The organism is Massilia sp. Masssp93 (assembly GCF_059491295.1).
Genome location: NZ_CP168502.1, coordinates 4132835 through 4153509 on the forward strand (window position 1 = coordinate 4132835; position 20675 = coordinate 4153509).

At 70.1% G+C, this 20675-nt stretch carries 16 protein-coding genes and 2 tRNA genes; 1 reads left to right on the forward strand and 17 read right to left on the reverse strand.

The annotated features are described in order from the left end of the window. Positions 1-169 precede the first annotated feature (169 nt). The 17 genes from ACEN9Q_RS16925 to ACEN9Q_RS17005 form a co-directional block, all read right to left on the reverse strand. A complete protein-coding gene (locus ACEN9Q_RS16925; protein WP_495625377.1) occupies positions 170-382 on the reverse strand; it encodes a hypothetical protein in 213 nt (70 codons plus the stop codon). A 41-nt stretch (positions 383-423) separates the two neighbouring features. Then, entirely contained in the window at positions 424-1518 is a 1095-nt protein-coding gene (locus ACEN9Q_RS16930; protein WP_495625378.1) for a tartrate dehydrogenase, read from the reverse strand. Between the two features lie 25 nt (positions 1519-1543). Further along, positions 1544-2929: an MFS transporter gene (locus ACEN9Q_RS16935; RefSeq protein WP_495625379.1), complete on the reverse strand. Its 1386-nt coding sequence runs from the start codon at positions 2927-2929 to the stop codon at positions 1544-1546. A 131-nt stretch (positions 2930-3060) separates the two neighbouring features. Beyond that, positions 3061-3300, reverse strand: a complete 240-nt coding sequence (locus tag ACEN9Q_RS16940) for a hypothetical protein (RefSeq protein ID WP_495625380.1) — start codon at positions 3298-3300, stop codon at positions 3061-3063. Next, positions 3294-5201, reverse strand: a complete 1908-nt coding sequence (locus tag ACEN9Q_RS16945; RefSeq protein WP_495625381.1) for a geranylgeranyl reductase family protein — start codon at positions 5199-5201, stop codon at positions 3294-3296. Before ACEN9Q_RS16945 ends, ACEN9Q_RS16940 begins: the two co-directional genes overlap by 7 nt. Next, positions 5179-6231, reverse strand: a complete 1053-nt coding sequence (locus ACEN9Q_RS16950; RefSeq protein WP_495625382.1) for a polyprenyl synthetase family protein — start codon at positions 6229-6231, stop codon at positions 5179-5181. Before ACEN9Q_RS16950 ends, ACEN9Q_RS16945 begins: the two co-directional genes overlap by 23 nt. A gap of 37 nt (positions 6232-6268) precedes the next feature. Next, entirely contained in the window at positions 6269-6682 is a 414-nt protein-coding gene (gene yidD / locus ACEN9Q_RS16955; RefSeq protein WP_495625383.1) for a membrane protein insertion efficiency factor YidD, read from the reverse strand. A gap of 13 nt (positions 6683-6695) precedes the next feature. After that, positions 6696-8879, reverse strand: a complete 2184-nt coding sequence (locus ACEN9Q_RS16960) for a lanthionine synthetase LanC family protein (protein ID WP_495625384.1) — start codon at positions 8877-8879, stop codon at positions 6696-6698. Continuing rightward, a complete protein-coding gene (locus ACEN9Q_RS16965) occupies positions 8876-10036 on the reverse strand; it encodes a phosphotransferase (RefSeq protein ID WP_495625385.1) in 1161 nt (386 codons plus the stop codon). Before ACEN9Q_RS16965 ends, ACEN9Q_RS16960 begins: the two co-directional genes overlap by 4 nt. 2 nt (positions 10037-10038) lie before the next feature. After that, a complete protein-coding gene (locus ACEN9Q_RS16970) occupies positions 10039-10512 on the reverse strand; it encodes a hypothetical protein (RefSeq protein WP_056441859.1) in 474 nt (157 codons plus the stop codon). Between the two features lie 11 nt (positions 10513-10523). Next, positions 10524-12455, reverse strand: coding sequence for a PKD domain-containing protein (locus ACEN9Q_RS16975; RefSeq protein WP_495625386.1), 1932 nt, complete (start codon positions 12453-12455; stop codon positions 10524-10526). Between the two features lie 5 nt (positions 12456-12460). After that, complete coding sequence (locus ACEN9Q_RS16980; protein ID WP_495625387.1) at positions 12461-14203, reverse strand: hypothetical protein; 1743 nt, start codon at positions 14201-14203, stop codon at positions 12461-12463. Between the two features lie 28 nt (positions 14204-14231). After that, entirely contained in the window at positions 14232-14774 is a 543-nt protein-coding gene (locus tag ACEN9Q_RS16985) for a hypothetical protein (protein ID WP_495625388.1), read from the reverse strand. 261 nt (positions 14775-15035) lie between these two features. Further along, a tRNA-Asn gene (locus ACEN9Q_RS16990) sits at positions 15036-15111 on the reverse strand. A 22-nt stretch (positions 15112-15133) separates the two neighbouring features. Further along, positions 15134-16237: an acyl-CoA dehydrogenase family protein gene (locus ACEN9Q_RS16995; RefSeq protein ID WP_495625389.1), complete on the reverse strand. Its 1104-nt coding sequence runs from the start codon at positions 16235-16237 to the stop codon at positions 15134-15136. Between the two features lie 109 nt (positions 16238-16346). Continuing rightward, a complete protein-coding gene (locus ACEN9Q_RS17000) occupies positions 16347-19049 on the reverse strand; it encodes a pectinesterase family protein (protein ID WP_495625390.1) in 2703 nt (900 codons plus the stop codon). Between the two features lie 182 nt (positions 19050-19231). Then, positions 19232-19307, reverse strand: a tRNA-Asn gene (locus ACEN9Q_RS17005). A 111-nt stretch (positions 19308-19418) separates the two neighbouring features. Here ACEN9Q_RS17005 and purT point away from each other — a divergent pair. After that, entirely contained in the window at positions 19419-20633 is a 1215-nt protein-coding gene (gene purT, locus ACEN9Q_RS17010) for a formate-dependent phosphoribosylglycinamide formyltransferase (RefSeq protein WP_495625391.1), read from the forward strand. The last annotated feature ends 42 nt before the right edge of the window (positions 20634-20675 follow it).

The window sequence follows — 20675 nt, forward strand, 5'->3', positions numbered from 1 at the left end:
GGCAGACAGCATCCTGGCCCCGGTGCCCAAAGCAACGAGAATCCGGACATCACCGACCCTTCTTCTTATTCGAAGTAAACGTCCGCACATAAAACCCCGGCGGCTTCTTCGCCACCCAGTCGATGAACGCGCGGATGTCGTCATCGCCCCGCAACGCTTCCCACGTGTGTTACGCACGCAGCAATTCGCGTTCGGAAAAGGTCGCGTGGATCTTGCGATGGCAGATCTTGTGGATCGGGTATTGCTCCCTGCCCTTCAGCGATTTCGGGATCAGGTGATGCCGGTCAATGTTGACTGTGCCGAGCGGCCGGCCGCACAGCGGACACGGGCTGTCCGCCGCGGGCGGCTCGGGGATGTCGGGAAAAAAGGAACGGCGCGCCATGTTCCTGATATCAAGGCGGCCGCTCCCGTTTCAAAGCGCCTTTAGCCGCGTACGCGCGCCGCGATGGCGTCGCCGACCTCGACCGTCGTCGCCGTGCCGCCCAGGTCGCCCGTGCGCGGGCCGCTCTTCAGGACGTCTTCGATCGCCGCCACGATGGCGTCATGCGCCTCGCCGCAGCGCGGATCGGGGTCGGTGCCGGCGGCGAGGAATGCGAGCATCATCGCGCCCGACCAGATCATGGCGATGGGATTGGCGATGCCTTGGCCGGCGATGTCCGGCGCGGAGCCGTGCACGGGTTCGAACAGCGACGGGAACGCGCGGTCCGGGTTCAGGTTGCCGGACGGCGCCAGGCCGATCGTGCCCGTGCAGGCCGGGCCGAGGTCGGACAGGATGTCGCCGAACAGGTTCGACGCCACGACGACGTCGAAGCGGTCGGGCTGCAGCACGAAGCGGGCGGTCAGGATGTCGATGTGCTGCTTGTCGACCGTCACCTGCGGGTAGTCGGCGTGGACGGCGTCCGCGCGGCCGTCCCACCACGGCATGCTGATGGCGATGCCGTTCGATTTCGTCGCCACGGTGAGATGACGGCGGCGGCGCGCGTTGGCCAGTTCGAAGGCGTAGCGCAGCACGCGGTCGGTGCCGTGGCGCGTGAACACGGACTCCTGGATCACCATCTCGCGCTCGGTGCCCGGGAACATCACGCCGCCGAGGTTCGTGTACTCGCCTTCCGTGTTTTCGCGCACGACGAAGAAGTCGATGTCGCCCGGCTTGCGGCCAGCCAGCGGACACGGCACGCCTTCGAACAGGCGTACCGGACGCAGGTTGATGTACTGGTCGAATTCGCGCCGGAACTTGAGCAGCGAGCCCCACAGCGAGATGTGGTCCGGCACGAGTGCCGGCCAGCCGACGGCGCCGAAATAGATGGCATCCATCCCGGACAATTGTTCCTTCCAGTCGGGCGGCATCATCTCGCCGTGCTGGATGTACCAGTCGCAACTGGCCCACGGAAAATGCGTGAACTCCAGGTGCAGGTTGAAGCGTTCGGCCGCGGCCGCCAAGACCTTCAAACCTTCCGGCAGGACTTCCTTGCCGATGCCGTCGCCGGCAATCGCGGCGATCTTGAAACGTCGTGTCATTGTGTTCTTTCTTGAATGGTGCGGCTCACACGGCCGGCGCCGCGACGACGAGGCGCGAGAAGCTTGCCACGCTGGCCGCGAACGAAAATGCGGCGGCGATCCCGAGCGCGAACCACGGTCCGCGCACGTGGGAGATGGTAAGGCAGAACGCGACGAGCGCGGCGCCCGTTGCCTGCCCCGTCAGGCGCGCGGTCGCGACCATCCCGCTCGCGCTGCCGCTGCGCGACGCCGGCGCGCTGCCCATGATCGCCTTCACGTTCGGCGCCTGGAAGAACCCGAACCCGATGCCGCACACCGCCATGCGCCAGCCGATGTCGAGGGCGGACGGCGCCGCCGGCAAACGCATCATCGTGACCAGGCCGGCCGCGAGGATCATCAGGCCGATGCCGCCCAGTAAGCCCGGCGAGTAGCGGTCGGAGAGCCGTCCGGCCACCGGCGCCATCACCCCGACGAGCACGGGCCACGGCGTCATCAGGAAGCCCGTCTCGACGGGCGAGCGGCCCAGCGTCGTCTCGAAGAAGAACGGCAGCGCGACGAAGGCGAGCGCCTGCGCGGCGAAGGTGCAAATGGCGGTCACGGTCGACAGCGCGAACAGTGGCCGGCGGAACAGGTCGACCGGCAACAGCGGTGCCGGATGTCCGCGCTCGCGCCGCAGCAGCAGGCCGAAGAACACGAGCGCGACCAGCGCCTCGGGCAACAGCGTCTTCATGTCCACGCGGTGCGCGGCATCGCCCAGCGCCAGCACGGCCATCGAGAACGCGACGACGTTGTAGATGCCCGCGACACGGTCGACGCGGTGGGTGGCACGGCGCGTGTCCGGGAGTACCTTGCGCGCCATAAAAAAGGCGACGATGCCCGGCAACACGTTAATGCCAAACAGCCATTGCCACGACGACGCAGCGAGAATGATGGACGCCAGGCTCGGCCCGAGCGCGAAGCCGATCGCGACGACGAGCGCGTTGTTGCCGAATCCGCGTCCGTGCAGCCGGGCCGGATACGTGGCGCGCAGCAGCGCCGTGTTGACGCCCATGATGGCGGCAGCGCCGAGCCCCTGGAACAGGCGCGCGACGATCAGCGCGGGCAGCGACCACGCGAGCGCGCACGCGAGCGAGGCGAGCGTGAACAAGGCCATCCCGGCGACGTAGACGCGGCGGTAGCCGATGGTTTCACCCAGCGCCGCGATCGGCAGCAAGGTCGCGACCATCGCCAGTTGGTAGGCATTCACGATCCACACGGAATCGGCCGGCGTGGCGTGCAATTGCTCCGCCATCGCGGGCAGCGCGGTGTTGGCGATGGCGGTATCGAGCGCGGACATGCCCACGCCGAGCGCAAGGGCGAAGATGGCCCAGATGCGCGGGCCAGGCGGCAATCCGTCCTGTTCGAGAATTGTTGTATTGACTGTTGCTTGCATGCTCGATCCTGACGGCAAAGGATCGATTGTAGGCCTGTTGGACGAAGCCTGCAGGGCCGCCCTCGTTTGCATACGGCCCGTATTCACAGGCGAATTGGCAAACCGGCCGGGTTCGGCCGGTCCGCGCGAGGTCAGCAGCCGCCCGCTTTCACGCGTTCGACGGCTAGCCCGAACAGCGGCCGCAGCCGGGTGCCGAGGACGATGAGCAACAGCGCAACGCCAAGGGGTTTCGGGTTGACGTCGGCGCTGCCGGTCAGGATCGAGAAGCTGCTGTAGGCATGACAAAGATGGCGGATGAAAGCGCAAGTCCTTGTTTCGCTCGCTTTGCATTTCCTGCTGACGAAGAGCCCGTTTCGGCCCGCGCTCAGCAAGCCGCCGCGGCCAGCCGCCCCAGACGTGCACGGGCACGCGAATGGGGAATCGTCCGCAGTGCGTCCATGGCCTCGGCCAGGCGCGCAGGATCGGTCGCCCGGCCCGTGCCCGCATCCGCCTGCGCCGCGCCGACCGCCGCACCGAAACGGTCCAGCTGCGCCTGCACGTCGTCCGGACAGCCCGCCATGCGCGCGGCGACGCGGCAGGCCAGTCCGCAGGAATATGCGGCAAGTTGCCGTTCGTCCGCCTGGTCGCGCACGGCGGCGCCCAGCCGGGTGTCGCACAGCTTCGCGATCGCCAGCACGACGTATTGCAGCAGGTCGTCGCCCTGGACGCGCATCGTGCGGAACGCCCGCGTCAGCAGGTAGTTGCCACACATTACGGCGAATGCGGTCGCCCAGCGGCCGGTCGAACCGTGGCGGCCGCCCGGCACGCGTCCGGTGGCGGCCTGGTCCTGCATGGCGTGGGCCAGCGCGGCCAGTTCCAGACAGGCGGACACGGCCACGGCCTGCTCGTCCGGTTCGCGCCCGCCGATCCGGTACGACCAGTAGGCCAGGCTCTGGCGCAGCGTGCCCAGCGCATGGTTTTCGAACTGGAACGCGATCCGCGTCAGCAAGGGAAAGTCGCGGCCGGCCACCGTGTGCATGCCGCCGCGCACCGCGGCCAGGTACGCGGCATGGGGGCCGCGCGCGGGGGCGTCAGGGGCGGCGTCCGGATCGCCATAGCTGAACAGGCCGTGGCGCATCGTGTCCGCCAGCGCGCTGTGCTGGTCCGTCGTCGTTTGCAGCAGGCGCCACATGAAGGCATACGAACGCACGAAGCGGCGGCCGAGCTGGAAGCGGTCGCCGTAGCGCGCCTCCAGCATGCGGCCGTACTCCGCGAGCAAGGCAGGATCGTCCGCGCACAGGGCGCGGACCAGCACCTGCGCGGCGCAGCGCCCCGAGGCCAGCGCCGTGTGGATGCCTTCGCCCGTGAACGGGTCGACCAGTCCCGCCGCGTCGCCCGTCACCAGCGCGTTGCCGGCCGCGCAGCGCTGCGGGTCCATGCCGGAGTGCAACGGGCCGCCGATCAGGCGCCCGACCTGGCGGACCGCCGCCATGCGCGGTTCGGCCCTGGCGAGCTGGTCGAGGAAGCCGGCCTGCAGGCGGCGCAGGTTGATCTCGCGGTCCGCGCTCTGGACGGGGAAGTAGCCGACGCCGATGTTGGCGCGCCCGCCCGCCAGCGGAAACACCCAGCCGTAGCCGGGCAGCGTGCGCGCGCCGTCGGCGTCCATCAGCGGCAGGTGGAGCTGGAAGGCGTCGGGCAGCGCGGGCACGTTCTCGTAATAGCCGCGCAGCGCCTGCCCCGTCGTCTCGGGCGCATGGGGCGCGAAGCCGGCCAGCAGGCGCAGCTTGTCGGTGCCGCCGTCGGCCAGGACCACGTAGCGCGTGGCCACACCCAGGACCTCGTCCGCCGCGCCGGCAACGTCGGCCACATAGTGCACGCTGTCGATGCGGTCCGCGGCGCGGCCGAAGCCGGTCACGCGGCAGCCTTCGAACAGGTGCGCGCCCACGTCCTGCGCGCGCCGCATGACGAGCGTGTCCAGCTCGGTGCGCGGCACGACCAGCCCGTGCGCCTGGCCGGCGAAACGGGCGGCGGACGATTCTTCCCGCTCGCCATGCAGCCGGATCTCGACGCCGCCCACCGCGCGGCAGCCGGACAACCGGGTCAGCACGCCCATCGCGTCCAGCACGGCGATCGAGCCCATGCCCAGCCCGTCGCCGCAAGCCTTTTCGCGCGGCATGCGGCGCTTCTCGAACAGCGCCACGCGCCAGCCCTGCACGGCCAGATGATAGGCGGCCGACGCGCCGGACGGTCCGGCGCCCACCACGACCACGTCAAACCGCTGTCTCGTATTCATCGTATCGGCTCCAGGTGTGCAGTTCGGGACGCGCGAGGACCGCGCGGGCGGTGGCGGCGAGCGCGTCGACGGCGGCGCCGGGCGGCAGCATGTCCAGCGCCGCCACCGCGCGGGCGATGCGCGCGTGCGCCTGTGCCAGCGCATACGCAACGGCGGGGCCGGCGCGGACGAGCGCCAGCGCCTCGTCGCAGGCCGCGTCGGCCAGCGGCTCGCGGCCCAGCAGCGCGCGCAGGTGTGCCCGCCGCGGGTGGTGCGCCAGCGCATGGATGACCGGCAGCGTGACGACGCCCGCGCGGATGTCGGCACCGCGCGGCTTGCCGATCGCCGCTTCGTCCGCCACGATGTCGAGCACGTCGTCGACGATCTGGAACGCGATGCCGGTTTCCTGCGCATACGTGGCGAGGGCCGCGCACCGGCGCGCATCCGCCTGGGCGGCGTGGGCGCCCAGCTCGCAGGACAGGCGCCACAATGCCCCCGTCTTGCGGGCGATGGACGCGATATAGGTCGCTTCGTCGCGGTCGAGGTGGAACACGCCTTCCAGTTCGGCCATCTGGCCTTCCCATAACTCGTGCAGGGCCACGTCGACGAGGCGCGCGGCTTCGTGCCCCAGCCCGGCCAGTGCGCGCAGGGCGCACGCGGTCAGGAAGGTGCCGGCCAGCGCCGCGACCTGGTTGCCCCACAGCGCATTGCCGGTGGGCTGGCCGCGCCGCAGCACCGACTCGTCGATCACGTCGTCGTGCAGCAGCGACGCGGCGTGCAGCAGCTCGACCCCGGCCGCCGGCACCACGGCGTCGCGCGCGGCGCCGCCCGCCGCCTGCGCGCTCAGCAGCACGAGGACGGGCCGCAGGCGCTTGCCGCCCGCTTCGATCAGGCGCAGGCAGACCTCCCGCGTTTCCGCCCCAGCGCCGTCGCCCGCCAGCCGGCGCAGGCACGCCTCCACCTCGCGCATGGCGGCGGGCACGTCCGGTACGCATTCCCAGGGCGCGGCCGGGAGGGATTGCGGTTCTGGCGCTGATGTGCTGTCTGGCATCGGGACCTCCATTAAACGAACGGTTGACTCGGGCGGATCAGGGGAAGTCGACGTAATCGCCGCGGTAATCGGGCCGGCAGCGGCGGAACCGTCCGCCGATCAGGATCAGGCCGCGCCACAGGCCGTAGCGGCGCACCGCCATCTCCGCGTATTCGGAGCAGGACGGGATGAAACGGCATTTGCTGGCGCTCTCGCGGTGCAGGTGGCTGCGGATCAAGGAATGGCGATAGCAGCCGATCGCGCAGCGGATGATGCGGTCGCCGCGCGCAGGGAGCTCGGGCGGCGGCGCCTGTGCCGCGTCCATGCCGGGCGCGCGCCGCGGCCGGTAGCTGCGCTCGGGGGCGAAGCGCACGAGCAGGACGGTGACGATGTACAGCACGCAGGTCACGGCCGTGCCCAGCCCCGCGAGCATCAGGCGGCGCCAGGCGGGTGGATGTGCGGATGCATGCATGGCCGCACCCGTGTCAGTTGCGCGCCGGCGCCGGGCCCAGCCACAGCGGGCTGGGCACGCCGGCGTCGCACTGGCGCAGCAAGAATTGGCCGATGCCCGCGCTGCCCGTCAACAGGCCGGGCGTGCGCTCATCGGCCGGTGTGCCTGCATGGCGCGCGAGCACGTGCCGCGCCGCTTGCCCGGCCAGGGCGCGGTCGGCAGGGTCGCCGGCCAGCAGCAGCAAGTCGGCATTCCCGGCCAGGCCATGGCACAGGCACAGCGCGCCGTCCGCGTCCAGTGCGGCGCGCATGGCCGCGCGCGTGGTCGCCAGCGCGGCAGCCAGCGCCGCCCGGTCGGCGGGCTCGGCGGCCGGCCCCAGCAGCGCGCGCGCCAGCGCGGCGCCGCCGGCGCCGTGGCACCAGGCGCAGGACGCCGTGGGCGCGAAGCGGCGCTGGCGCACGCTGCGGAAATCCGGCCAGTTGCCTGCGCGCGCGTCGAAGCAGGCGTCTTCGTACGCCAGCGCGGCACGGGCCGCGGTCCGCCACGCAGGGTCGCCCGTCGCGGCGTACAAGGCGGCCAGCGCGCTCGCGATGCCGGAGGCGCCGTGCGCGAAGCCGGTCAGGGGCCGCATGCCGCGGCCGTTGATAGTGGCCCAGGTCCAGTACGCCGCGCCGCGCCGCGCCAGGCGCAGCAGCGCGGCGCCGTATTCCTGCGCGAGCCCGTCGGCATCGCCGACGTCCGCGCCGAGCAGGCCGAGGACGACCCCGGCCACGCCGCCCAGCACGTCGGCATTGACGGCCTGGCGCGCCCGCCCCGCCAGCGCGCCGCGCAGGAGCACGGCGCGTGCCGCGAATTCGGGCCGGTCCAGCAGGGCCGCGCAGCGCGCGCTCACCCAGGCCGCGCCGGCCAGGCCGCTGTACAGTCCGATATCCGCATGGGACTCGGCCGCCGCGCAGGCATGGCGCAGCGCGCCCGCGGCCGTGGTGCGCAGGCGCGCCTCGCCGGTGACGGCGTACAGCTGCGCCAGGAACCAGGCGATGCCCGCCGTGCCATCGTACAGCGCCGGCCCCAGCGCGCCGTACGGGCGGCCGGTGCCGGCCAGGTGGCCGACCCAGCAGCAGCTGTCGGCGTGCCAGACGGCGTCCCCGGCGAGCTCGGCGCCGATGCGCGCGGCGGCCGTGAGCAATCCGGGCTGCGGCGCCGGCGCGGGCGCGCGCGCGCGGCGGCCCGGACCGCGCGCCGCCGGCAGCACATAGGCGCCCTGCGAACCGGGGTTCAGGAACGGCTGCGCCAGCGCGACGCCGTGCGCCGCAAAACGGGCGCGCACCCGCTCCAGCCGGCGTGCCGGCGCGCCGGTCCGCGCATCGTCGGCACACAGCGCCCGTGCCAGCAGCGTGCAGCGGTCGCGGCCGAAGCTCGCGCCGCCGGGCGGCTGCTCGGCCAGGCCCAGTCCCGGCGCCAGCGCGTGCGTGTAGACTGGCACCGCCGTATCGAGCCAGGGCCGCATCCGCGCATGGATGCGCGCGAGCTCGCCCGCCAGCACGGGGAAATGCGCCTGGTCGAGATACAGCACGCAGGCGTCGGCCCGCCCATACGCGGTGCTGCGCGCCAGCACCTTGACCTGGAACGGCAGGCCGCTGTCCGCCAGCACGGCGGTCAGCGCGGCCAGCAGCGGCGCCGCACCGGCCGGGCTCACATGCCAGTACAGGCGCACGAGACGGCTGTCCGCGGCCCACGGCGGCCCCTCGACCAGATAAAAGCCGGGGCTCGCCGCGAACGTCCCGGACGACTGCCGCAGATCGACGGCCGTGTCCGCCGTCCCCGCCGCCGGCCGCCACGCACCGGGCGGTGCATGCACCCGCAATCCGGCCTGGGCCGCATCGACGCCGCCGTCCGTGTGCTGCCGCGCCTGCCATCCACCCTGCCATGCCGGCGGCGCGCGGTTGGCGCGCTCCAGTGCCGCGCGCAGGCGCAGCGCCGCGAGACCGTCGCGCGCCGTGTCGGCGCCGGACGCGAGGGGCAGCGGGCGGCCGTGGCAATAAAACTGGCGGTACAGGACGCCCGCCAGCAGGTCGATCCGCAGCGCGTCCATCCCGGGTCCGTCGGGCAGGGGCGGCGCGATCGGCTCGCCGCGCCAGCGGATGGCGCCTGCGTCCGGTATCGACACGCAGCGCAGCGCGGCCAGCGTGTGGGCCGCATGGGGACAGGCGGGCGTCATGGCGGCACGCCCAGGAAATGCGCGGCGCCCTCTTCCGGACGGCGCAACAGGTTTTCGCACAACTGCACATGGCCGAGCGCGTGCGTGGTGAGCTGCGCCGCGCCCTGCATCTGTTCGTAGGCGAGTTGCAGCAGACGCGCCGCCGCGTAGCGCACGCAGGCATGCAGCTCGGCGGTCCGCGCGCTCCCCGCGAGTCCGCGCGCGGCCGCATACGCCGTGAAGAACGCACGCACCGCGTCCTGCAGGCCGGTGTGCGGGATGCCGGCCAGCGGCATGCAATCGGCCGGTTCGGCGCCGGCCGGCAGCGGCATGCTCTGCAGCCATGCGCTCATGTAGTCGGCCATGACGGCGCCCGCGTCCCAGGCGGGGTCGCCGGCCGTCGCCAGTTCCCAGTCGACGATCCGCAGCCGCCGGGGCCGCAGGTTGACGCAGCAATTGTCCAGGCGCAGGTCGGCATGAATCAGGCACGGGTGTTCCGTGCAGCGCGCGCGCCAGGTCGCGGCCAGCGCCTCCAGCATGCCGCACAGGCCGGCATTGCCTTGCACGACGCGCAGCAGGGACACGCTGGCGGCGCTGCAGTTGGCCACGAAGCCGAGCAGCGGCGTGACGAGGCAGAACGGCAGCGGATAAAAGCCGCCGTCCCCGCTGCCGGGCACGGCGTCCGACGGCAACGCGCTGTGCAGCTGTCCCAGTTCGCGCCCCAGCCGCGCGGCCAGCGCGGGCACGAAGCGTCCGAGGCGCGCATGCAGGTCGCGCAGGTTCTCGCGGTCGGCCTGGCCCAGCACCAGCACCGCCGCGTGCGGGTCGTGGTCGACCAGGTCCGGCAGCAGCCGCGCCGCGTGGGCCGGGGCGAGCGCGCGGCGCAGCAGGCGGTACACGGCGGCCTCGTGCGCCAGGCCGGCGCCGTGTGCACGGTCGGCCCCGATCTTGACGAACAGCCCGTCCCGTCCCGCGCCGTCGACAAGCACGTTCAGGTTACGGCGCGACAGGTCGCGCATGCGGAAGCTGCCGTCGACGATGGCCGCCGGCGCCAGCAGGCCGCGCGCGATCAGGTAACGCGTCACCGCGGCGTACGAATCGAGCGCAGCCGGGGCCGCATCATGGCGCGGCGATGCGGGCGGCGCGGATACGGTCCGGGCCGCGGTCTGGGCCGGCATCGTCAGAACCGGTTGTAGGGGCAGTCCGGGCTCGGGTCGCGCGGATTGCAGGTGAACGACAGCTGGGTGTCCGGGCAGTTCGCCACGGACGAGCCGCAACCGTCGCCCTGCGCCATCGCGAACATCTTGCGCATGCCCGGTGCGCCGGCCGCCCGCGCCGCGTTCTCGCGGTAGGTCGCTCCGCCGAGGAAGCCTTCCGGCACCGTCCGCGTCGCGGTTTCCTGCACGGTGGCGCCCGGCTTCAGCCACGCGATGATCTGCCCGGACGGAAAGCGTTCGACGTCGATGACGGCATCCTTGGAGAACTCGTAATACCAGTTGAGGGTGTCGGTGGTGTACAAGCGGAAGTGGTGTTCACGCTCGCTGTTGCCGAGGAACTTGCCGATCAGCTTGATCACGCCGCCGTATCTGGCGGCGCGGTCGGCAAGCTCGTCCGTTTTGATTTCTCTGGGCTGGTTGTCGCCGGGTTGTTCCACGTCGTTCTCCTTCAGGCTGAGGTTGGGGCTGAGGTTGGGGAAGCGTCCGCCGGCTCTTGCGGATGCACGCACAGTTTTTCGAGCTGGATGCCGCTGCGGCCGACGATGTCCAGCACGGTCATGTCGCGGCCGGACACCTCGACCGTCTGGCGCGGACCGCCCGGCGCGACGGTGCGGCGCGCGACTTCGTTGCGGTCGGCGTCGTAGGCGACCAGGATGACGGCGCCCTGTCCGACCAGGGTCGCCCGCGCCATGTCGGCCGTGACCGGGAACGTGACCTCGAGGCCGCGCGGGCGGATCTCGAGTACGTGCGGACCGGGCGGCACGGTGGACTGGACGATGCGCTGCGGTTCGCCGTCGCGCGCCGTGAAGCGGAATCCCTCGTGTTCGAACTCGGGCGGCAGGACGGCATCCTTCTCGAACGACGCGAAGTCCACGCAGGTCTGCGGCGGCGGCGCGGGCGGGCAGAACGGCTGCACCGCGACGAGGGCCGCGTCGTCGAAACAGACGTCGGCCCCCAGCCGCACGCCGCCCTGCCCTTCGATGAAGACGGTGATGCCGTCGCCGCCGGCCGTGGCACGCACGCACAGCTGCGACCATTCGGGTCGCAGCATGCCGTCCATCCACACGATCCCGGACGAGGAAGGGTCGAGGCCGCCGTCCGGATCGATGCCGAGACGGGCCTTGGCGCCGCGCAGTTCCGGCGGCTGGTCGATCAGTTCGTCCACGTCGTCGAGGAGCACGGAGTCGCCGCCGGCCTGCTCGTTGAGGCTGTACCACACGGTGACCTGGTAATCCCAGCCGGGATTGGCGCCGATGCGCTGCATGATCCCGGCGCGCGTGTTGCCGAGGAAGCGGATGCGCTGGGCCCGGCCGCCATGGCGCACCGTCGCGTGCTCGGCCGTGAAGATGTCGACGTTCGGCGCCACCGGCACCGCCAGCGGCGTCAGGTCGGCGCTGCCGAGCCGGGTCGGGATGCGCGCCAGATAGGGCGACCAGGCATTCCCGACTTCGCCCAGCTGGTGGCGGCAGAAGCCTTCCTCGAATCCGGCGTTGCGCACGTCGACCACGGTGACGACGGTCGCCATCGTGCCGGGCGCGCCATCGTCGTCGATCACGGTGCAGGTGGCGCGATACGTGCCGCAATGGTGGTACACGTGCGAGGCCGTCGCGGTGCCCTGGCCGGCCGGCGCCTTGTGCGTCTCGTCGACGACGGCGCGGCGCGGGCCGCTGCAGTCGCCGAAATCCCAGAACGCCGCGTGCGTGTCCAGCCAGCCGGGGTCGGTGAAGTGCGCGCGCAGGGTCAGCACGCAGCAGGGATAGGCGTACAGCGGCGCCAGCGCGTCCACCACGGGCGGCATGTTCAGCACCGTGACGCGCGCCTTGCCGAACCCCGTCGCCCCGCCCTCGTCCTGCACGCGCAGGGTGATCGTGTACGTGCCGGCATCGCCCCACGCATGGGTGCCGCCGACCGTGCCCTTGCCGAGCGGCTCGTCGTGGGTTTCGACGACCGTGCCGGCCGACGGGCTCTGTTCGTCGTCCCAGTCCCACGTGGCCGTATGCGTTTCCAGCCATTGCACGTCGGTGAAGCTGCCGTCAAAGGTCACGACCTCGCCTTCGTTGACCGTGCGGTCGGGCCCGGCCGACACCACGGGCGGCACGTTCCGCACGCGGATCTGCGCATAGTGCCGGCTCGTGTCGCCGCCCGGCTCGTTCACCGTGACCGCGACGCGGGCCACGTACACGCCGTGGCGGCCATAGACGTGCGTGACGGAGGCCGTGGCGGCCGTCGCGCCGTCGCCGAGGTCCCAGGCATAGGTCGCATGCGGATTCGGCGCGCCCGCGCTCAGCGTGACGGGACTGCCGCCGTCCACCGCGTACGGCCCGTGCGCGTTCGCGAACACGATGTCGGTGCCGGCGTACTTGCTGACGACGTTGAACATGGCCGCTAGCCTCCGATCAGCAAGCCATCGGGACTGATGGCGATGGGGTTCTCGAACACCGATTGCACGTCGCCGACCGTGCCCAGCGGCGACGGCCAGGCCTGCAGGCCGTCCACGGCGCCGCTCACCTCGTCGGTCACGAGCGCGCCGCCGATCGTCGACGCGATGTGCTTGATGATCTCGAGCACCACGATGCCGATCACGAGCCCGACCACGCCGCCGCTCAGGAAGCCCAGCAGCAGGCCGAGTATCCACGCCAGCGTGGACAAATGAATGTCGGGATCGTGCACGTCCGGCTTGAGCTTCTGCGCGCCGGCGGTGTCGGGCGGCAGCCATTCGAGGCCGACGTCGACGTCGTAGCCGGCATCGACGTCGATGCTGCCCAGGATGGCGTCGATGACGGTCACGTCGCCGGAGAAGTGGAGGAAATTCGTCAGCGACGGGTGCAGGCTCTTGAGGCGGACGTCATGCCCGTCCACGTGCAGCACGACCGGCAGCGACGGGAATTTATCGTCGATCGCTTGCTGGATCATGGCCAGCGTGCGCGCCGCGCTGATCGCGATCGCGAACGAGCGCCCGGCCGGCACGAAGTTGTCGAGCAGGGTGATGTCGGCCCCGGGACTGGTGTTGATGGCGATCGCCAGCGCATCGGGCAAGGCCCGCACGGCCACGTCGTTCAGCGCGACGGGCGGCGCCGCGTTGCCCGGCCAGACTTCGAACGGGGGGCGTGCGGCCAGGTTGTCGTGGAGGGCCGTGGCGATGAATGCCTGGATCTCGAGCGTGTTCGGAAAGGCGAAGGAAAACGGCACGAGCTTCGACACGAACAGGGTTTTCACCTGGCTCTGCAGGTTCGTCGCGAGCAGGGTGTCGAGGTTGCCGAACGAGCTCACGAGCGTCCGGTTCGCGATGTAGTTGGGCCCCTCGTCGCCGTAGTCCGGGCCGGCCGGCGCCAGGTTGCGCACCGTGACGTCGGCCTTGCTCAGGTCGACGGACACCGGGCCCGCCAGCTGCAGGTCGGTACTGGTCAGCACGACCTGGGCCTCGATGCCCATGAACGGGTGCAGGTCCGGTGCGATCGAGATCGTCTTGGTCAGGTTGGAGAGGCGCAGGTGGATCGGGATCGCGACTTCCAGCTGCTGGGCGCCGCCCACCATCACGAGCGCCGTCTGGATCCGGTGCGCCGGATTGGCGGGGTCGTCGTACAGGTCGAAGTCGGCATCGAACGTGTACGCGATCATGCTCTGGTGCGGCTGGCTGATGTGGTGCGGGAAGAATGCGCCGTCGAGCTCGTACATCTGGTGCACGAAGTCGGCGATGTAGGCCGCGAGGTTGGCCGTGATCGGATTCCCGCCCGGCAGCGTGACGCTGCCCGGATCGGCCGGCCCCATTGCGCCGAACAGCAGGGCGACGTCCTTCTGGCCGGGAATGGAACCGAGCGGGATCTCGACGGACGCCGTGGCGCTGAACGCGATCAGCGCGGCCGACGGCACCGGCGGGTCCTGCAGCTGGATCTGGATATCGAGCCCGAACCCGAAGCGCAGTGCGCTGGGCGGGGACGGCTGCACGTCCAGGCCGGCCAGCGGCAGCTGGACCTGCCCGCCCTGCACCATGAAGCCGCCGAACGCGCCGGGCGGGATATCGACGTTCTTCGGAAACAGGTCGGTGTTCGCCCATGCGGCCTGCAGCATGTTCAGCAGGGCAGCCGGCGTCAGCTCGGCGACGACCTCGAAACCGCGTGTGTTGGCCATGGCATTGTCCTCGCGCTCATGCCACGGATCAGTTGGCGCCGTGCAGGCGGGCGCGCACGCGTGTGAGCGGCATCGGCCCGGTCTCGCCGCGACGGATGCGCTCGTACACGTCGGCGCGGGCGAACGGCGGCCTGCTGTGCTGGATCGTGCGGTATTCGATCAGGGCGTCGATATGCGGATGGCGCCCGCGGCATTGCTCGAGCAGTGCGTCGACGTCGTCCGCGGCATCGCCCGGTACGCCGGCCAGCGTGGCGAGGTGCGTGCGCAGATCGGCTTCCGCTTCGGCCTTGGCTTCAGCTTCATCTTCCGGCGGCAATGGCAGCCCGGCGGCGCGCACCGTGTCGCGCAGTTCGGCCAGGCGGTGTGCCGCCTGCTCGCCGAAACGGATGCGGTCCTCGAATTCCTGGCGGACCTCGGCGGCCACGTCGAATCCGATATCGCGCAGGGCCGCGAGCGGATTGGCCATGGCCGCCAGCAGCAGCGCGGGATCGCGATTCAGCCGGGCCAGGATGGTCGTGATCTGTTCCTGCGCTTCGCGCCAGGAGTGCAGGACGTGCGGATGATCGACCATGAACACTCCTTGTGGAAATGGCTGACTTGAAATAGCCAGCCAATCGACAAATAAGCGGAAACATCGGTTCAAGCTCGATTCACTATATCCTCCCGATCCGGAATTGCGAGCATATTTTTATTGATTGATTTCAGACCAAAACAAGCTTTTATTAAAACACTTGCCTAATGAATCTTTGCGTTTCTGTGAATGAACAGAATTTGAACAATTGAAAAAACAAAAAAGCCGCGTACTCATTACAAGTACGCGGCTTTCGTATTCTGGCTCCCCGACCTGGACTCGAACCAGGGACCTGCGGATTAACAGTCCGTCGCTCTACCGACTGAGCTATCAGGGAATTGAGGCCGCATTATAACGGCTCAGCCTTGCGGCATCAAGAGCGCATGTTGCGACGCCGTGTGGAAATCGCGCCAGACGCGGTTGATGTCGCTGTCCGCGCGCGCCGCGAAGAGGCCGCAGTACGGATACAGCGTGTCGACGGCATGGCGCGACGCCGCCACCCATTCCTGCGCCAGCGCCTGCATCTGCGCGGCCTGTTCGCCCGCGACCTTGCCGCCCGCCGCGACGTCGGCCCAGCACGCATCGAGCAGCGCATAGAAACGGCCGCGCACGTCAGCCAGGCGGCCGCGCGCGCCATCCAGCGCGGCGCGCACGGCCGGCACCTCGATCAGCGGCTCGTCCTGTCCGCCGAAGCGGTTGCGCCGGCGCGCGATGCAGTCGGCGGCGAGGTCGACGAAGTGCGCCGCCATGCCGGCCACGTTCGCCGCCAGCGTGACGAAGGCGAACGGCAGGAACGGGAAGCGGTACAACGGGCCCTGCGCGCACGCGGCGGCCGGGTCGATGACGAAGCCGTGGTCGGCGTGGACCCACGCGGCGCGGATGCGGTAGGCGTGCGACGCGGTCGCGCGCAGTCCGATGCTGCGCCAGCGCGGCACGATCTCGACGATGTCCCTGGGCACGACGAAGGCCAGCATGCGCGGCTCGCCGTCCGCGTCCAGCAACGGCGCGCCGTTCGCGCGCAGGTAGGCGTTGAACGTGAAGTGGGTCGCCATCGGCGCGCCGCTCGCGTAGTCCCATTCGCCGTCGATGCGCCAGCCGTCGCCCTCGCGGTCCGCGTGGCCGGTCGGGGCGCCGCTGCCGGCGAGGCAGGCGCGCGGCGTGGCCAGGATGGCGCGCGCCAGGTGCGGCGGCAGGAAACCGGCGAACCAGCCGGCGCCGGCGCACAGGGTGACGGTCCAGCCGACGCTGCCGTCGATGCGCGCGATCGCTTCTTCCAGGCGCACGACGTCCGGCAGCGGCCGCTCTTCCCCGCCGACGGCGCGCGGCGCCAGCATGCGCAGCCAGCCGCGGCGGTGGATGAGGGCCTGGTGGACCGGATGCAGCCAGCCGTCCGTATCGGCGGTGGCGGCATGGCGGGCGATGCGGGCGGCGTCGCGCGCAGGAAGTGGAGACAAGATGGACATCGTGACGGGCGCGGAAGTGGAAAAAGACCGCGCATCGATCACATGCGTACGCGGCTTTGCGGATTCTAGCGCCCCGGCACGGGGTCGGACCACATGAGATTGCCCGTGCTCAGGGCGCCACCTGCCAGTTGGCGTATTCGGCCAGGTAAGGTTCGCCGTTCCGGCCGTCGCGATAGGCCGTCGGCGCGCCGCCGATGGTCGTCGGATTCCACGGCCCCGAACCGAACGCGATGTGCTCGCCCAGCACCGAGTTCCGGACGATCATCTTGCCGATGGCACCCGGGCCGTCGTCCCACTGGCGCGCCAGGAACACGCTGGCGGGCTGCGTCGCGGCATCGGCCAGGAAGACGCAGCCGTCGAACAGGAAGCCGTAGGGTTGCGACGCCAGCGTGGACGGCGCGGCGACGTAGCCGCCGGCCGGCTTGCGCACGCCGGTATAGCGCACCGCCACACCCTCGAACACGCCGACGCCGGGACCGAAGATGAAGTCGACGTCGCCGCCGATCTCGCCGCCCGTGAAATAGCTGCGCTTGCCGCTGTTGGACAGGTACAGCGTGTCCTGTTTGCTCAGCAGCCGGGTGTTGTCGAACTGGACGCGGTCGGCCTTGTCGATCATGACGGCCAGCGCCTGCCCGTTGCCCGCGTCCGTGTTCTGGAACGTCAGGTTCGCGGCCTGGAACCCGTTGTTGCGCACGCGGATCGCCGTCGAGCATTCCTTGCCGATCGCCGTCGTCTTGCGCGAACACGCCTTGTACAGCGCGGCGGCATCGCCGTTGCCCGCATACATCGCGGCGCTCACCAGCGCGTTGTAGCTCGCGCCCGGGCTGTTCTGGTTCAGGGGGCTGGTCACCACGACCCTGGACGCGTCGGCCTCCGTGCTGTACAGGGTGACCGGCGTGGCGGCGTTGGCCACGACCAGCAGCTCCGGGTAGGTGCCCGGCATGACGCGGATGGCGACGCGCTCCTTCGTCACGGTGCTCGCGGCGTTCAGGGCCGCCTGGATGGTGGTGAAGTTGCCGCTGCCGTCCGGCGCGACCGTGAAGTCCGGCACGATCCTGCTCGTGTCGATGTGGCCGCCATTCACCGCCTGCGGCGCCCACGCGTCGGCGCCGGCAAGCGCCCTGGCGACCGTGTAGCCGGCGGCCTGCGCGTCGCTCAGGAACGGGCGCCTGGCGTTGGCGACCGCGTCCGGGTCGATGGCAAGCCTGCCGGCGCCGGAATAGGTCAGGTTGTGCAGCTTCAGGGCCGCGGCCGACGTGGCGCGCTTGTACGGATAGGTCGGCGTCCAGCCCAGCTCGTTGGTATAGGGGGCGACCGTGAAGTGGCTCGCCGCGGCCGCGGCGGTGGCCTTGGTCCAGTTGGCTTCCAGGGCGGCCCTGGCGGCCGCTTCGAGGTCGGCGGACGCGTGTGCGCCGTTGATCCAGGAACCGACGTCCTTGAACTGGTAGCCGTTCGCATTCGCGATGACCCGGGACGCGGTGGCGTTCGGCCCGCTGATCTCGAAGACGTTACCTTCGGACAGGATCTTCGATTCGGCGCCCATGCCGATGAAATAGCTGAGCCGGTAATCCGCGGCGGCGGTGTCGCCCTTGTAGTAGTTGTTGTAGACGTGGATGCGGCCGAAGCGGGCGCGCGGCGCGCGCTGCACGGAGTTTTCCCAGACATCATTGCTGAACGTGAGGTGGTTGTAGTCACGCTCCTTGTAGCCGTTCTGGTCGCCCGAACCGCCCACCATGTTGGTCTTGTCGTGGTTCCGGAAGACCGTGTACGAGATGGTGACGTAGTCCGAGCTGTCCTCGATGTCGATCAGGCCGTCGTGCCGCTGCACTTCGCTGGTGACGCCGTTGATCGTCACGACCTCGGCCGAATCGAAGTGCGCGCCGTCGCTCAGCGTGCAATGGTCGATCCACAGCTGCTTGCCGGTCACGACCGAGATCGCCTTGTAGCTGGAATTCCACTCCTTGCCGTTCCAGTTGGCGGTGAGGTCCTGCGGCGCCTGGAATTCCAGGTTGCGGATGACGATGTTCCTGGTCGCATTGACGGAGAAGTAGCCGTCGATCAGCTTCGCGTCCGTGCCCACGCCGAGGATCGTCGTGTTGGACGGGATGATGGCCTGGATCTGCGCCTTCTGGTAGCGGCGCAGCGTGCTGCCCGCCGAGCTCAGCGCCGAGATCCGGGCACGCTGTGCGATGGCCGCGGCGTCGCCCTGCGCCACCCTGGCGTTCAGCGCCGCCATGTAGGCCGTGTCCAGGCTTTGCAGGTAGAGGTTCCAGTCCCACTTGGCCGCGGTGGCATTGAGCGTCTTGTAGTAGGCCTCGTCGGCCCGCCTGCCGTTGCCGAGATCGGTACCGTAGATGGTGCCGGCGACGTAGACGATCTTCGGTTCCGCCTTGGCCGCCGCCGGATTCAGTGCATAGGTGGGACTGTTGACGTTGGCCAGCGCGGCGTTCAGCTCCGCCCAGTCATGGACGACATACACGTTGCTGGCCGGCGCGCCCGCGCCGCCCGTCGTGCCCGCGCCCTGCGAGGCCCAGCCGCTGACAGTCGTGGACTGCACCGGCATGTGCGGGATCGCCGGGGTGGCGGGCGTTGCCGGCGTACCCGGTCCGCCCGGCGTGGCCGGGGTGGCGGGGGTGGCGGGCGTCGCCGCCTGGACGGTGGACATGCGGGCCGCCGTCACCGCCTGCGCGCCGCGGCTCTCCGGTTCGCCGCCGCCGCCGCACCCCTGCATCAGCATCGCGACGGCGAGCGCGCCGACGCCCGCCCCGCGCAGCTGCCAACCTCGCTCGAACCCGATCGACTGCATCTCCATCTCGTCTCCTCATCGTTGGTATTGGTCGAGCCAGTTTAGCTGCGGTCGGACCAAAGATGAGAAAAGTGACTAAAAAACGTAATGCCGTCAGTTGGATTTCACAATGTCGGCATGCGCATCGCGCAGCACGGCGCCGGAAATAGAAAAGGCCGCTTCTGCAAAGAAGCGGCCTTTCGGAATTCTGGCTCCCCGACCTGGACTCGAACCAGGGACCTGCGGATTAACAGTCCGTCGCTCTACCGACTGAGCTATCAGGGAATTGAGGCAATATTATAGCAGGAAATCGGGGATTGCCAAATGCCCCCTGGCGTGCGCACGGCGGCGCGGTTTGCTATAGTCGCCACTCTTTGCGACCAGACCTTATTTCCAATGACCACCGCACGCACCTTCGGCACGCCCCTCTCCCCTTCCGCAACCAAAGTCATGCTGCTCGGCTCAGGCGAACTCGGCAAGGAAGTCATCATCTCGCTGCAACGCCTCGGCGTCGAAGTGATCGCCGTCGACCGCTACCCGAACGCGCCCGGCCACCAGGTCGCCCACCGCGCGCACGTGGTCGACATGACGGACGGCGACGCGCTGGCCGCGCTGATCGAGCGCGAGCAACCGGACCTCGTCGTGCCCGAGATCGAGGCGATCGCCACCGGCAAGCTCGCCGAACTGGAAGCCGCGGGCCGCATCACCTGCATCCCGACGGCGCGCGCCGCGCAGCTGACGATGAACCGCGAAGGCATCCGCCGGCTCGCCGCCGAGGAACTGGGCCTGGCCACGTCGCCGTACCGCTTCGCGTCCAGTCTCGACGAGCTGAAGGCGGCATGCGCCGCAATCGGCTTTCCGAACATCGTCAAACCCGTGATGTCGTCGTCGGGCAAGGGCCAGTCGAAGCTCGATGGCGCGGGCGACGTCGAGCACGCCTGGAACCATGCCGCGTCCGGCGGGCGCGTGGACGCGGGCCGCGTGATCGTCGAGGGCTTCATCGACTTCGATTACGAAATCACCTTGCTGACCGTGCGCGCGATCGGCGCGAACGGTGACGTCGAGACGCGGTTCTGCGAACCGATCGGCCACAAGCAGGTGCATGGCGACTACGTCGAATCCTGGCAGCCGCAGCCGATGGCGCCGCTGGCCTTGCAGCGCGCCCAGGAGATCGCCGACAAGGTCACCGCCAACCTGGGCGGCCAGGGCGTGTTCGGCGTGGAGCTGTTCGTCAAGGGCGACATGGTGTGGTTCTCGGAAGTGAGCCCGCGCCCGCACGACACGGGCATGGTGACGATGGCCACGCAGGTGCAGAGCGAATTCGAGCTGCACGCCAAGGCCATCCTCGGCCTGCCCGTGAACCCGGCGCTGCGCGCACCGGGCGCGTCCGCCGTGATCTACGGCCAGCTGGAGGAAGCGGGCATCGCGTTCGAAGGCGTGGCCGACGCGCTGCGCGTGCCGGGCTGCGATATCCGCCTGTTCGGCAAGCCGGAATCGTTCGCGCGCCGCCGCATGGGCGTGGCGCTGGCGACGGCGGACGACGTCGAGACGGCGCGCGCGCGGGCGCTGGAGGCGGCGGGCAAGGTGAAGCCGATACCCGGAAACAAATAACGCCCGCGTTTCGAGAACGCAAATAATAATAAGGGGCATCGG